12 protein-coding genes, 2 tRNA genes and 1 rRNA gene are annotated in these 14,619 nt (G+C 39.5%); 11 read left to right on the top strand and 4 right to left on the bottom strand.

Going from position 1 to position 14,619, the window contains the following annotated elements; genetic code table 11:
- The first annotated feature begins 14 nt into the window (after positions 1 to 14).
- From ABVZ64_RS07860 to ABVZ64_RS07850, 3 genes are all read left to right on the top strand, one after another.
- Entirely contained in the window at positions 15 to 674 is a 660-nt protein-coding gene (locus tag ABVZ64_RS07860) for a flavodoxin family protein (RefSeq protein ID WP_352400466.1), read from the top strand.
- A 109-nt stretch (positions 675 to 783) separates the two neighbouring features.
- Positions 784 to 2,199, top strand: coding sequence for an alanine/glycine:cation symporter family protein (locus ABVZ64_RS07855; RefSeq protein ID WP_352400465.1), 1,416 nt, complete (start codon positions 784 to 786; stop codon positions 2,197 to 2,199).
- A 211-nt stretch (positions 2,200 to 2,410) separates the two neighbouring features.
- Entirely contained in the window at positions 2,411 to 3,556 is a 1,146-nt protein-coding gene (locus ABVZ64_RS07850) for a M20/M25/M40 family metallo-hydrolase (RefSeq protein ID WP_352400464.1), read from the top strand.
- Between the two features lie 366 nt (positions 3,557 to 3,922).
- On the opposite strand, the gene ABVZ64_RS07845 is transcribed toward ABVZ64_RS07850, so the two are convergent.
- Complete coding sequence (locus tag ABVZ64_RS07845; protein WP_352400463.1) at positions 3,923 to 4,090, bottom strand: DUF1540 domain-containing protein; 168 nt, start codon at positions 4,088 to 4,090, stop codon at positions 3,923 to 3,925.
- 300 nt (positions 4,091 to 4,390) lie between these two features.
- Between ABVZ64_RS07845 and ABVZ64_RS07840 the strand changes: the two genes are divergently transcribed.
- From ABVZ64_RS07840 to xerD, 4 genes are all read left to right on the top strand, one after another.
- Positions 4,391 to 5,587 carry a pyridoxal phosphate-dependent aminotransferase gene (locus ABVZ64_RS07840; protein ID WP_352400462.1) on the top strand — a complete coding sequence of 399 codons (1,197 nt, stop codon included), beginning with the start codon at positions 4,391 to 4,393 and terminating at the stop codon, positions 5,585 to 5,587.
- 59 nt (positions 5,588 to 5,646) lie between these two features.
- A complete protein-coding gene (locus tag ABVZ64_RS07835; RefSeq protein WP_352400461.1) occupies positions 5,647 to 6,177 on the top strand; it encodes an NUDIX hydrolase in 531 nt (176 codons plus the stop codon).
- A gap of 53 nt (positions 6,178 to 6,230) precedes the next feature.
- Positions 6,231 to 6,806 carry a stage II sporulation protein M gene (locus ABVZ64_RS07830; RefSeq protein WP_352400460.1) on the top strand — a complete coding sequence of 192 codons (576 nt, stop codon included), beginning with the start codon at positions 6,231 to 6,233 and terminating at the stop codon, positions 6,804 to 6,806.
- Between the two features lie 155 nt (positions 6,807 to 6,961).
- Positions 6,962 to 7,846, top strand: a complete 885-nt coding sequence (xerD, locus tag ABVZ64_RS07825) for a site-specific tyrosine recombinase XerD (protein ID WP_352400459.1) — start codon at positions 6,962 to 6,964, stop codon at positions 7,844 to 7,846.
- Between the two features lie 138 nt (positions 7,847 to 7,984).
- On the opposite strand, the gene ABVZ64_RS07820 is transcribed toward xerD, so the two are convergent.
- The gene (locus ABVZ64_RS07820) at positions 7,985 to 8,563 is read right to left on the bottom strand and encodes a DJ-1/PfpI family protein (RefSeq protein WP_352400458.1); all 579 of its coding nucleotides are present in this window, start codon (positions 8,561 to 8,563) and stop codon (positions 7,985 to 7,987) included.
- Between the two features lie 279 nt (positions 8,564 to 8,842).
- Between ABVZ64_RS07820 and ABVZ64_RS07815 the strand changes: the two genes are divergently transcribed.
- Positions 8,843 to 9,277: a zinc ribbon domain-containing protein gene (locus tag ABVZ64_RS07815; protein WP_352400655.1), complete on the top strand. Its 435-nt coding sequence runs from the start codon at positions 8,843 to 8,845 to the stop codon at positions 9,275 to 9,277.
- A 255-nt stretch (positions 9,278 to 9,532) separates the two neighbouring features.
- Here the strand turns inward: ABVZ64_RS07815 and tyrS are convergent, their stop codons facing one another.
- Complete coding sequence (tyrS, locus tag ABVZ64_RS07810) at positions 9,533 to 10,762, bottom strand: tyrosine--tRNA ligase (RefSeq protein ID WP_352400457.1); 1,230 nt, start codon at positions 10,760 to 10,762, stop codon at positions 9,533 to 9,535.
- Between the two features lie 318 nt (positions 10,763 to 11,080).
- The gene (gene pepT / locus ABVZ64_RS07805) at positions 11,081 to 12,310 is read right to left on the bottom strand and encodes a peptidase T (protein ID WP_352400456.1); all 1,230 of its coding nucleotides are present in this window, start codon (positions 12,308 to 12,310) and stop codon (positions 11,081 to 11,083) included.
- A gap of 412 nt (positions 12,311 to 12,722) precedes the next feature.
- Between pepT and ABVZ64_RS07800 the strand changes: the two genes are divergently transcribed.
- The 3 genes from ABVZ64_RS07800 to ABVZ64_RS07790 all read left to right on the top strand — a co-directional run.
- A tRNA-Ser gene (locus ABVZ64_RS07800) sits at positions 12,723 to 12,808 on the top strand.
- Positions 12,809 to 12,851: 43 nt separating this feature from the next.
- Positions 12,852 to 12,942, top strand: a tRNA-Ser gene (locus tag ABVZ64_RS07795).
- Between the two features lie 247 nt (positions 12,943 to 13,189).
- Positions 13,190 to 14,619, top strand: a 16S ribosomal RNA gene (locus ABVZ64_RS07790); the annotation flags it as partial.

The raw sequence follows: 14,619 nt of genomic DNA, 5'->3' as shown, positions 1-14,619 counted from the left end.
AGGAGAAGATTTTTATGGAAAAGAAAATCATTTTAGGTATTTCCTCAAGCCCAAGAAAGGGAGCCAATACGGACATTATGCTACATGAAGCATTGAGGGCTGCTGAAACAGTTGAGGGGATTGAAACAAAGGCAATATATTTAAGGGATTATGACATACATAACTGTAGAGGTTGTTTTGCCTGCTGTCGTGAACCAGGAAAAAGGGAAAACGGAAAATATGCTTGTGCAATGTTTAAAGACGGCATGGAAGAAATTTATCCATTGTTGAAAGAGTGCCACGGTTTGATTTTAGCTTCTCCTGTATATTTTGGTAGTATAAATGCCCAGATGAAACAGTTTATGGACAGAACAGAAGGACTTTTACGTTATGGGACAAGCCAGTATCAGTATGGATTGCAAAACAAGGTGGGTGGTTGCTTGGCTGTTGGTGGCAACAGAAATGCTGGTGAAGAATTCACATTGCTTGCAATGCAGTATTACTTCCAGGTTCATGATATGATTGTTGTTGGCTCTGGCGGAGAACCTACGCCTGGTTGCTACTTAGGGGGTTCCTGTACAACTTATCCAAATAAAGGCGATGTAGTTGATGGTATTTTGCAGGATGAGATTGGCCTGAAAAGTACAAGAAACACTGGTATAAAGGTTGCTCAAACCGTTATGAGGTTGAAATAAGGATTTAAAAGAGATACAATGCAACACCGCAATAGCTCATTAGCAGTAAGAAACATTTGTACGGAAAATTAAAGCTAATTTGTTTTTTAATACTAAAGGAGGATTTTTTATGGTAGATGCATTAAATAATTTTTTTGGACAAATCAGTGGCATCCTTTGGGGTAACCTCTATATGTATGTTCTTGTTGGAACAGGTGTCTTTTTTACAGTTGGGCTTAAGTTTCCTCAAATCAGAAGAATGAAGGATAGCTTTCGTTTAACATTTGCCGGTTTCAAGAAAAAAGAAAAAGCAGGCAAAGATGGTATGACAGCATGGCAGTCGCTGACAACTGCCATTGCTGGACAGGTTGGTACTGGTAACATTGCAGGTCCTGCTACAGCAATTATGGCTGGTGGCCCTGGTGCAATTTTCTGGATGTGGGTTAGCGCATTCTTTGGTATGGGTACAATTTTTGCAGAGGCAACAGCTGCACAGAAGTACAAAGAGGTTTTGCCCGATGGAACCGTTGTTGGTGGTCCTTCTCATTACATAAGAGCTGCATTTAAAGGCAAACTTGGCAGTGGCTTGGCAACGGCATTTGCAATATTTTTAATTATTGGTTTTGGTATTGCGGCAGCAATGATCCAGGGAAATACCATTAGTGATGCTTTTGCATATTCCTTCGGGGTGCCTAAAATTGCAATTGGTATTGGGCTTGCAATCCTAACATTAATCGTTGTTACTGGTGGTGTAAAAAGGATTGTTGGATTTATTACCAGCTGCGTACCTGCTATGGCATTAATGTATATTATCGCGGGTTTGATTGTAATTTTTGCAAACGCAGATCAAATCATTCCTGCTTTTAAAATGATTTTTATAGGTGCATTTAATCCTAGAGCCGTTGCGGGAGGTATGTTTGGTGTTGGTATAAAAGAAGCTATGCGTTATGGGATTGCTAGAGGTTTGTTCTCTAACGAAGCTGGTACTGGTTCCACACCTCATGCTCATGCTGTAGCAAAAGTTAAACACCCTTGTGATCAGGGCTTAGTTGCATTCATGAGCGTTTTTATTGATACATTCATCATTTTAAATATTACAACTCTTGTAATTTTAACAAGCGGCTCTTTTGCATCAGGTGGAGAAGGCATTACATTGACACAGGTTGCATTTGAAGGTGTTTTTGGTACTGCAGGGTCTTTGATTATTTCTGTTTGTATTTTCTTCTTTTCCTTCTCAACAATTATTGCTGCATATTTCTATGGAGAGCAGAACGTGATTAAGCTGTTTGGTAAGAAGGCGGTTCCTGCATACACAGTAATTATAGCATTATTTGTTATTATTGGTTCCGGATTTACAGTTAGCCTTGTTTGGAGTATTTGTGACGTATTTAATGGGTTCATGGTGTTTGTAAATATCCTTGGTCTTTGGGGTGTTAGTACGGTTATTTTCAAACTTTGGAAAGAGTATGAAAACGACAAAAATCTTGATACAACCTTAAATGATATCATAAGGGAAAAGAATGAAAATATAGATGTGAGCCTTTAATGGTGACTTCAACCCTCTATGATTTCGAGTCAAATAATTGAATTAACGGTTTGGCTATATCTTTATTCTGCATTGGAATTTATTAAGAGTTTGTGCCCTACATAAATTCTGGGCGTGGGAGTAGTCCAATGGGTGGTATTTGGTTGAATTAATTTGAATTCTAAAAATGTTTTTTCTACATATTAGGAACAAGAAAGGAAGATGAAAGAATATGTCCACTGTTGAAAAAATTGTTGCGTATGCGCAAGAACATCAGAATGAATATTTAGATGTTTTGGAAAAAACAGTAAATTTTGAATCCTATATTTACGGTGCAAAAGAAATAAAAGATAGATGTGGTTTCTATCTTGAAGAACGATTTCAAAAACTAGGATTCGAAACCTGGCATGTGGATGGTGGGGAAAGTGGTACACACATCTGCGGTAAGCTTGGGGATGGATCTAAAAAGATTTTCCTTCTTGGTCATTATGATACGGTTTTTCCTACAGGAACCACAAAAGAAAGGCCTTTTAGAATTCAAGAGGACAAGGCATATGGACCTGGGATTTTTGATATGAAGGGTGGAATTGTAAACTTTTATATGGCTGTGAAAGCGTTAAAAGAATTAAATTGCCTCCCGAATGATACACAGCTTACCTTTTTCTTTAGCTGTGATGAGGAGGGGGGAAGCGTTACTTCAAAACATATAATTGAAGAAATGGCAAAGGAAGCGGATGTGTGCCTTTGTGCTGAACCCGGTCACAAGGGCGAGGGATATATCACCATTGAGCGCTATGGCAGAGATGTCATCACGGTTGAAGCAAAGGGTGTGGCCGCCCATGCTGGGAATAATCCACAACAAAACCCATTGGTTGAGCTATCAAGGCAGGCTTTATATATTCAAGAAAATTGTAGAGATGATAATATGCTATATGCATCCATCGTAAGTTTTCACGGGGGAGAGCCGGGGCCAACTGCTGCAACACCTGAATCTGGTTATTTTATAGTGGATATTCGCTATCGTGGACAGGAGAGAGGAAAAAAGGCTGCAGAGATTTATGGGAACTTAAAGCCTACTATTGAGGGTGTGGAATTAAAGGTTTTGGGTGGGGTTGAAAAACCTGCCCTCGTTCAAGGAGATTTTTCCAAAGAGGCGATTGAAAGAACCGTTGCAATCATTAAAGAAATGGGATATGAATTTAGGCCTGTTTGCCTAGGTGGTGGTAGCGATGGCAACTTTACCAGTGGCGTTGGATGCCCTACCATTGACGGCTTAGGACCAAATGGGGAGTTTTTACATAATCCAAAGGAATATATTCTGATTACCACAATTCCTCAGAGGGTTGGATTGGTTGCAGAATTGATTAGGACACTGTGATACCATTTCATGTTTGCAGCTAAATGCACTTTTTGAAAGGATAACGTAAAAAGTTATATTAAGAAGTGATTTTTTAGAGCAACAGTAACTGCAACTAAACGGGGAAAGTGATTTGCTACATTCCCCAAATTTTATGTGGTGGGCAATTATCCTGATGTTTGGTGTAGGTTCTTTATCAAAATAGAATGTAGTCACAACAATGTTTCAAAAACAATGATTTAAATCAGTTGATACGATGATCAAAGAAGGCTGTTGCAATTGCAACAGCCTTCTTTGGTTTATCTAAGCAAAATAAAACCGTTTTATATTGTTATAATTAAAAGAATATGCGATAAGCCAAAGCTTATCGCATATCGTTAGAGCGGATTATTTACATTTACAGTCAAAAGAACAACAATCAACGCTTGTAGAGCTTTTGGGGTTTGCATTATGCGCCCGAATTTGAATGGTGTCTAATGAACAACAATCTTTCTCCGCACAGTTGTGTTTACAATCATGCACAGAACATCTAATAGAGCTATTAGATTTTGTCATAATTAATCCCTCCTCTTTTTTGGTACATAAGTAGTATTGACATTTTAGCACCCCACATGCTATTTAAATTTTGGATAAAGAGGATAAAAGTATATTCAAAAACGAAAAATTAAAAAAATATATATAAGGTTTATAGGGGTGTAAAAACATTATATATCTTGCGTTTGAGTAGGCTTTTTGATAATATGTATAGGAAGATATACAATATACATTTTTTGAAGTTTGGCTACTTGTTTGAATTATAAATGGGTTAAGTAGGCATTCCTATTATATAAAATACAGTAATGAGGTGTAGAATTTATGGAATTATCTAAAAAAGCATTGAGCATCAAACCATCCAGCACTTTGGCGATTTCTTCCAAAGCTTCTCAGTTAAAAGGGGAAGGAAAAGACATTGTAACCTTTGGTGTAGGAGAACCGGATTTTGATACCCCGGAACACATTCGCAAGGCCGGAATTGCTGCCATCGAAAACGGAGATACAAGGTACACTGCGGCAGCAGGAACACCTCAGTTACGGCAAGCTGTTTGTGACAAGTTGAAAAGAGACAACGGATTGAATTATGTGCCAGCCCAGGTAATTATTAGCAATGGGGCAAAGCACTCCTTGATGAATGCCTTTATGGCAATATTGAATGAAGCGGATGAAGTCATTATTCCTGCGCCTTATTGGTTAAGCTATTCAGAAATGGTAAAAATTGCCGGAGGCACACCTGTTATTGTTCATACAAAAAAAGAAAATCATTTTATGCTGACTCAAGAAGAATTGGAAGGGGCTTATTCAGAAAGAACAAAAGCTGTTGTTTTAACCAGCCCTTCTAATCCAACTGGTATGGTGACTTCCTACGAAGATTTAAAAATGGTTGCTGATTTTGCAGTGGAAAAAGATATTTTTGTAATTTCAGATGAAATTTATGAGAAATTAATTTACGATGAGGATAAAAAGCATATTAGCATAGCTTCTTTGGGTGAGGAGATTTATAACAGAACAATTGTAATCAACGGTGTTTCTAAAAGCTATGCAATGACTGGTTGGAGAATTGGTTTTGCTGCTGCGCCCATGGAGGTTGCAAAGTTGATGGCCTCTTTGCAGTCTCACATGGCTTCTAATCCTAATGCCATTGCTCAGGTGGCTACACTAGAGGCATTAAATGGTCCTCAGGACTGTGTTGAAGAAATGTGCGTTGAATTTAAAAAAAGAAGAGATTATATTTTTGAAAGAGAAGAAGCAATTCCCCTCATTCATGCATTAAAGCCAGAAGGTGCCTTTTACTTATTTGTGGATGTATCTGGAACTTATGGTAAAACATATGGTGGTGTGCAAATTCAATCAGCAGCAGATTTTGCATCCATTTTATTGGAGGAAAAATTTGTTGCAGTTGTCCCTTGTGCAGATTTTGGAATGCCTGACCATATTCGATTGTCCTACGCAACCAGTATGGAGTTGATTAAAAAAGGCATGGATCGCATTGAAGAAATGGTAAAAGAGTTACTGTAAATACTACGAGAAAAAGGCAGTTTTAAACTGCCTTTTTCTCATAGAAAGGGGTTATTTTCGTGAGCTATAAAGTGTTGGGAAGTAATGAAACTTACAGAGGAAAGATTTTAAAAGTAACAGTAGATAAAATTGAGATGCCAGATGGAAGAGCTGCATACCGAGAAACTGTCATAAGAGAGAAAAATGCGGCGGCAGTTTTGCCTGTCTTAGCCGATGATAGAATTCTTTTTGTTCGTCAATACCGTCATGCCTTTAGAGAATTATTATTGGAAATTCCAGCGGGAGTTTTAAATGATGGGGAAGTGTGTGAGAATTGTGTCATAAGGGAACTTGAAGAAGAAACGGGAAAAAAAGCTGGAAGGATTGAGTTTCTTTGCGACATTTATCCAACAGTTGGATTTTGTACCGAAAAAATTTCTTTGTTTTTTGCCTTTGATTTGACAGAGGGGAAGCAAAAATTAGATGAGGACGAATTTATTGAGCTGGAGAGTTATACCTTAGATCAGGCGATAGAAATGATTTATAATGGAGAGATAAAAGACGGTAAGACCATTGCAGCTATTTTTGCATATAAAAGCAAGCATATTTAAGTTAGACGAGCCATATCCTGTTAGCAGAGGATTGCGAAAGGAGGATGGCACTTATGGCAAAACGAAATAAAGTAATAGATAGAAGAGGGCAAAAGATAATTACTATCGTTTGTCTTTCTTTTTTATGTGGTGTCTTGGGGGGAGCAATTGCGGCAAATTTGATGGGAGATGGGGCCAAATCCGAATTGGCTGGCATCATTCATAATGCCGCACAAATTCAAGAGTCTGGCAGCTTTGCCGTTGTCTTTTGGAAATATTTAAAGTACGACATTGTTATTTGGATAGGCGGGTGGTTGAGCCTTGGTCTATTCCTTTCAGGTGCCGCTTTTTTATTAAGAAGTATCTCACTGGGGTTTGCTTCTGCAATGATGATGGTTACATATGGGATGAAAGGTGTGTGGGGTGCCATGCTCGGCATTTTGCCGCAAAACATCGTATTGATTCCAGCTTATATCTTTACCATGTGTGCAGCAATATATTACCTTATGGCATGGAACGAAGGAAATGGAAAACGGGGCCTTAGAAGAGAGCGCAGGAGAAAACAAACAGAGTATTGTTTATTGTTTCTTGCTTCAGCTATATTAATAGCCATTGGTGCAGGGATTGAAGTTGCCCTATATCCACTATAAAAAACAAAACAGAAAGAATCATATGGTAATTTTAGGTAAAAAGTAGTTTTTACGTGGTCAAATATGACGATATTTGGTTTTTTTTACAAAAAATAGTGACAACCCTCTGAAAACTAAGTATAATTAGACATACATATTAAAAAGGGGACTTGGGTATGGATAAAGCGATAACTGAATTTGCGAACTACCTTAGGGATGAAAAACATTCGTCTGAGAATACAGTGCTTTCTTATGTTAGAGATTTAAAAGGGTTTAGCTGTTTCATGCACAACTGTGGTGTTGAAGATATTACAAAGGTCAATTATACAAATATTATGGCTTTTATTTATGAGTTGCAAAATCAGAAAAGGGCTGGTGCAACAGTTTCCAGGAATATTGCTTCAATTCGTGCCTTTTATAATTTCCTTCTAAAAAAGGGAGACGTGATTGAAAATCCTGCCTTGGGCTTAGAATTACCAAAGATAGAAAAGAAAATGCCAGAAGTGCTCCCTTTGGATAAAGTGGAACGTTTGTTGGAGCAGCCGTTAACCGCTGAGCCAAAAGGTATTAGAGATAAGGCAATGTTAGAGCTACTATATGCAACTGGAATTCGTGTTTCTGAGCTGATTTCATTAAAGGTCAATGATGTAAACTTACCCCTAGAATATATTCGTTGCGGAACGGAGCAAAGGAGCAGAATAATACCAATTGGTAGTCAGGCAAAGGCCGCGCTCAAAAAATATATTGATAAAGGTCGTAGTGGGCTCATTTTAGATGGAGAAGAACGGACTCTTTTCGTGAACTGTAATGGTAAGCCAATGACAAGACAGGGTTTTTGGAAAATCATTAAAAGCTATGCGAAAAAGGCGAATATTGATGAAGATATTACGCCACATATGTTGCGGCATTCTTTTGCTGCACATTTGATTGAAAATGGTGCGGATCTAAAGTCGGTTCAGGAAATGTTGGGACATTCTGATATTTCTACAACACAAATCTATATTAAGATGACAAATCAAAAACTAAAGAATGTATATGCCAAGGCTCATCCTAGAGCCTAAAACCAAAAAAACCGCCAAAAGGCGGTTTTTTTTTCTGTAAGATAAAAAAGATTAAGGTGAGATTTGGTGAGTAACAAGGGAAAGTAAAGCCCTTTGCAACGTAGAAGTTGCAAAGGGTAATTTTTCTATCTATTATAATTAGATTTCAATTTTTGCACCCATTAATTTTGCAAATTCTGAAACAATTGCAGCATCCCCCGGCCAAGCTGGTGCAGTTACTAAATTACCATCTACAACTGCTTTATCAGCATCTACTGAAATATACTCGCCGCCTGCTAAAGTGATATCGGGGCCAACTGCGGGGTAAGCAGTTGCTTTTCTTCCCTTTAATACATTTGCTGCAGTTAACAGCTGAGGGCCATGGCAAATTGCAGCTACGGGTTTTTCTGCTGCAAAGAATTCTTGCACAATTTCAATTACACGAGGGTATAATCTCAAATATTCGGGGGAACGACCACCTGTGATAAATAAACCTAAATAGTCAGATGTATTTACTGCATCAAAGTCAGCAGTCAAAGCAAAATTATGTCCTCTTTTTTCGGAATATGTCTGCTCACCTTCAAAGTCATGAATTGCTGTACGAATGATATCTCCAGCTTTTTTTTCGGGGCAAACCACGTCAACTTGATAGCCTAATACTTGCAACGCTTGAAAGGGTACCATTGTTTCATAATCCTCTGTAAAATCACCTGCTAGCATTAATACTTTTTTTGCCATACATAATTCCTCCTTTGTTATATTAGGACAGCTTCTTAGCTGAACATATCTAGGGCATCTATTTGTACTGATTTAAGAACAGTATAATGCTAAATGCTGGAAAAATCAAGATATTGAAGATTATTTTTGTGTTAGATTACTGAAAAATGTGGGGCAATTTGTGTCACATGAGTGGTTTCATGGGGAGCAGCGTGTTGGGAGAGCAACCATGGGTTGCTTTTCAAAACCATCCAAAGGATGTATACTAAAGTAAAAAATGGGTGAGGTGTTGGTGTGGAAATGAAAGAAGTTCTGTTAGATTTAAGAAGAAAGCAAGGATTATCCCAGGAAGGGTTTGCAGAGAAGCTTTTTGTTACCAGGCAAGCTGTTTCACGTTGGGAGTGTGGTGAAACTATTCCTAATGTAGATACGTTGAAATTAATTTCAACAACGTTTGACATAGGAATCAACGACTTATTGGGAATACCACTTACTGGAACATGCCAAAGTTGTGGAATGCCATTAGGGCAAGAAACTTTTGCAGAAGAAGATGAGAGTAGTTTGAACCCCCAATATTGCAAATGGTGTTACGATAAAGGTTCTTTTTTATCTAATTGTACTATGGATGAGATGATTGAACAATGCATCCCTCATATGCAATGGGAAGATCCGGAAAAGTGCAGGGAATTTTTAAGAGGAGTATTGGTTCATTTAGACAGATGGCATTCGGCTTAATTTGGGGTGATAGGCCACTTTGGCAGGTTGAAAAGATCAAAAGAATTGTTGATAAATAGATGCTTACAATCTACATGGTTGGTTAATGAGACAATTCAATTAAAATATCATAAAAAGGAGTTGTCTCATTGACAACTCCTTTTTACAAAATCCAAAATACTATGTTATTTTAGAAATAGAATATACTGTCTTAGCTCAACTTTTCATTATAAGCAACGAGGCAAAAACTTTCCATGATAGCTGGATGGCCATGTATTATTTTATAACAACATTGTGGAATGTTTTTTTGCCTTTTTGAATTAAAAGCTTACCGTCTGTAAACAAAGCGGTTGTTACTTTAAATTCCAAATCAGTGATAGGTTGTTCTGCTACTTTTACGCCGCCTTGCTGAACAGCACGTCTGCCTTCAGAACGAGAAGGAACAATGCCCGTTGTTGTAAGAAGTGTTAAAATATCCATACCTTCAGCAAAATCAGAAGCTGATAATTCTGTTGTAGGAACAGAACCTGCTACTACACCTTTTCCAAAAAGAGCGCGGGCGGCTTCCTGAGCTTTTGTTGCCTCTGCTTCGCCGTGAACAATTTTCGTTAATTCAAAGGCCAATACTTCTTTTGCTTTATTTATTTCGCTGCCTTCTAATGCACCAAGGCGGCGAACTTCTTCCATAGGGAGGAAAGTAAGCAACGCTAAACACTTCTCAACATCTTTATCACCAATATTTCTCCAGTATTGAAAAAATTCGTAGGGGGTTGTTTTTTGGGGATCTAACCAAACAGCACCGCTTACGGTTTTGCCCATTTTAATACCTTCGCTGTTTGTAAGTAGCTTGAATGTCATTCCGTATGCAGGTTTACCTAGTTTACGACGAATCAACTCAACACCAGCGATAATATTTGACCATTGATCGTTACCACCAAGTTGCATTACGCAGTTATGGCGATTGTAAAGCTCAAAGAAGTCGTAACCCTGCATAATCATGTAGTTAAATTCTAAGAAAGATAGTCCTGCTTCTTTATCCATACGTGTTTTGAAGCAATCTGCGGCCAACATACGGTTGACGGAGAAGTGGACACCAATATCACGAAGAAATTCAATATAGTTCAAGTTTCTCAGCCAATCAGCATTGTTTACGATGATTGCACTATTGTTATCAAAATTGATAAAATGAGACAGCTGTTCTTTAATACAAGCTACATTATTGTCTATTGTTTCAACAGTCATCATTTGGCGCATATCTGCTTTGCCAGAAGGATCGCCAATCATACCCGTACCGCCACCCATTAAACAGATAGGTCGGTTACCGCAACGCTGCATATGAGCCATGGCCATAACGGTAAGGAAGTGGCCTACGTGAAGGCTATCAGCAGTAGGGTCGATACCAATATAAAATGTAACACCGCCTTTTTCAAACAGTGCTTTGATTTCATCTTCATGGGTCATCTGTTCAATAAATCCACGTTCCTTTAAAACTTCGTATGCATTCATTTTAAATTCTCCTTTTATTATTTTATTTTTGTTATCAATTTACGTTTTTGAGCAAAACAAAAGGGTTCTATCGTCTAAAGGACGAGAGAACCCGTGGTACCACCTTAATTTATGCTTATCATAAACTAAAAGACAAACATCTTCCGGCTCTTATAACGGAGAGCAACCGTTGTACCATTGCCTGTACAAAGCTCATGAGGCGTAATTTACAAATTCTGTGCTGCAGCTTTTTCACCAAACAAACTGCTCTCTGAGGTTGTAACCAGAATTGCCCATAAAACTCATTCAACGCTATTATTCAAATATGGCGATATTCTATCATATCTTTTTTTTAAAGTCAAGCGTTATTCCTAGTTCAGCAATTTTAATAATAGTTTGCACTGCCTTTTCCATAGAGGAAACAGGAATAAACTCATAGGGGCCATGAAAGTTATGGCCTCCTGTAAATAAATTGGGGCAAGGCAAAGACATGTATGATAGCCTTGCTCCATCAGTACCTCCTCGGATGGGGCGAACTAGGGGGAGGACGGCAGTGGCTGCCATTGCTTCTTTGGCCAAATCTATGACAGAGATATGTTCGGACACACAAGAAAACATATTATAGTACTCATCACGTATTTCAAGGGTAATTGAATTTGGATATTGATTTTTTTTGCGGTCTACAATCATTTGTAGCATATTTTTACGATGTTCGAATGCGTTGCTATCAAAGTCTCGTATGATATAACTGAGAGTTGCTGTGGAGACTGTTCCTTCAAAAGAGCATAAGTGGAAAAATCCTTCGTAACCTTCGGTTTTTGAAGGGATTTCCTTTTCGGGAAGTAAGGCTGCAATTTCAGTACCCAGAAGGGCAGCGTTTACCATAATATTCTTTGCTGTGCCAGGGTGCACATTTTTCCCTTCAATTTTGATAATTGCTCTAGCAGCATTAAAGTTTTCATACTGAAGCTCGCCGAGCTCCCCACCGTCAATTGTGTATGCAAAATCTGCAGCGAAGGCTTTTACATCAAAGTGATCAACACCGTGACCAATTTCTTCATCAGGAGTGAAGGCAATACGGATTTTGCCATGGGGGATTTCGGAGTGTTTTTTAAGATATTCCATTGCAGTAAGAATCTCCGCAATCCCTGCTTTATCATCTGCACCCAAAAGCGTTGTTCCGTCAGATGTGATTAAGGTATCACCAACATAGTTTTTTAGTACAGGAAATTCTTCGGGGGAGATGCTAATATTATTTAGAGGAATATTACCGCCGTCATACTGTTCAACAATATTTGGCATGATACCTTCACCCTTTGCATCGGGGCTTGTATCCATATGCGCGATAAAGCCGATGATGGGAGAATTTTCGACTGTTGCTGGCAATGTTGCCATGACATACCCGTGTTGATCTACGGTAACGTCGGATAAACCAATTTCACGACATTCTTTTGCAAGATAATCTGCAAAATGAAGCTGCGTGCGTGTACTGGGAAAAGTGGAAGAATTAAAATCTGATGTGGTATTATGTTTTACATAGGTTAGAAAGCGGTCTGTTACTGATTTCATGGATTGTCAAATCCTCCTTTGTAGAAAATCAATTACTATTATTTTAAATGTTATTTTACAATATTTAATTAGGGTTAAACTAGTATAACCATTTTACTGGCATATACATTCTTCTTATTGTAGCATTCATTGCCAACAAAAGCCACCCTAAAAGTAAAGGCAACATATGTGAAAAGGTATGAAAAATATAATAAGGAAAAAACTCATATTATAAAAAAAATTAGCGAAAAAACAAAAAATAGTGTTGACAGAAACACCAAAGTAAGTTATATTATATTTCACCGTCTCCAATACGCAAAAACAGAGACGCAATAAAATGAAAAAAGAGTGAAAAAAGTCCTTGACAAAATAGTATGTCTTTAGATATAATATTAAAGGTTTCGCTGCTCAAGAAAAGCGATAAAACCCATATGGAGAGATGTCCGAGTGGTTTAAGGAGCTGGTCTTGAAAACCAGTGACTCCGAAAGGGGCCGTGGGTTCGAATCCCACTCTCTCCGTAGTTACAACTTAATAAGTACAATTTTAACACGAGATCATTATGGAGAAGTACCCAAGTGGTTGAAGGGGTTCGCCTGGAAAGCGGATAGGTCGTTAACGCGGCGCGAGGGTTCAAATCCCTCCTTCTCCGCCATTTAACTCGAAGAAAGACTGAAAGCTTTCGAAAAAAGGTTAAAAAAGTGCTTGACAAGAAGAAAGTAATCTGGTAAGATAACTTTCGCCGCTAAAAAAGCGGATTGATCCTTGAAAACTAAACAGTAGAATACAAACACACAACCCATAGTCAATTCAAAAGCATATGCTTTTAAAAGAGACAAAAGAGTTTGCTGGTTTCGAAAAAACCAGAGAAAGCCAGATTAAAGACTGGCAGGACAAAACTTTAATTTAAGAGTTTGATCCTGGCTCAGGATGAACGCTGGCGGCGTGCTTAACACATGCAAGTCGAGCGGAGATATTTAAACGGAAGGTTTCGGCTGGAAGGTTAAATATCTTAGCGGCGGACGGGTGAGTAACGTGTGGGCAACCTGCCCTGTACTGTGGAATAATCACTGGAAACGGTGACTAATACCGCATGTCATCACAAGGGGGCATCCCCTTGTGAGAAAAGGATATATTCGGTACAGGATGGGCCCGCATCTGATTAGCTAGTTGGTGAGATAACAGCCCACCAAGGCAACGATCAGTAGCCGACCTGAGAGGGTGATCGGCCACATTGGGACTGAGACACGGCCCAAACTCCTACGGGAGGCAGCAGTGGGGAATATTGCACAATGGGCGAAAGCCTGATGCAGCAACGCCGCGTGAAGGATGAAGGGTTTCGGCTCGTAAACTTCTATCAATAGGGACGAAAAAAATGACGGTACCTAAATAAGAAGCCCCGGCTAACTACGTGCCAGCAGCCGCGGTAATACGTAGGGGGCAAGCGTTATCCGGAATTACTGGGTGTAAAGGGAGAGTAGGCGGCATGGTAAGTTAGATGTGAAAGCCCGGGGCTTAACCTCGGGATTGCATTTAAAACTATCAAGCTAGAGTACAGGAGAGGTAAGTGGAATTCCTAGTGTAGCGGTGAAATGCGTAGATATTAGGAAGAACACCAGTGGCGAAGGCGACTTACTGGACTGAAACTGACGCTGAGGCTCGAAAGCGTGGGGAGCGAACAGGATTAGATACCCTGGTAGTCCACGCCGTAAACGATGAGTGCTAGGTGTCGGGGGGGAACCCTCGGTGCCGCAGCTAACGCAATAAGCACTCCACCTGGGGAGTACGATCGCAAGATTGAAACTCAAAGGAATTGACGGGGGCCCGCACAAGCGGTGGAGCATGTGGTTTAATTCGAAGCAACGCGAAGAACCTTACCAAGGCTTGACATCCCTCTGACCGGTGTAGAGATACACCTTCTCTTCGGAGCAGAGGTGACAGGTGGTGCATGGTTGTCGTCAGCTCGTGTCGTGAGATGTTGGGTTAAGTCCCGCAACGAGCGCAACCCCTATCCTTAGTAGCCATCATTCAGTTGGGCACTCTAGGGAGACTGCCGTGGATAACACGGAGGAAGGTGGGGATGACGTCAAATCATCATGCCCCTTATGTCTTGGGCTACACACGTGCTACAATGGCTGGCAACAAAGTGATGCAAAACGGCGACGTCGAGCAAATCACAAAAACCCAGTCCCAGTTCGGATTGTAGTCTGCAACTCGACTACATGAAGCTGGAATCGCTAGTAATCGCGAATCAGAATGTCGCGGTGAATACGTTCCCGGGCCTTGTACACACCGCCCGTCACACCATGGGAGTTGGAAGCACCCGAAGTCG

Source organism: Anaerotignum sp. (assembly GCF_040307045.1).
Lineage (GTDB): Bacteria > Bacillota > Clostridia > Lachnospirales > Anaerotignaceae > Chakrabartyella.
The sequence above is the reverse complement of the archived record's forward strand: the minus strand, read 5'-3'. Positions and strand labels throughout refer to the sequence as shown.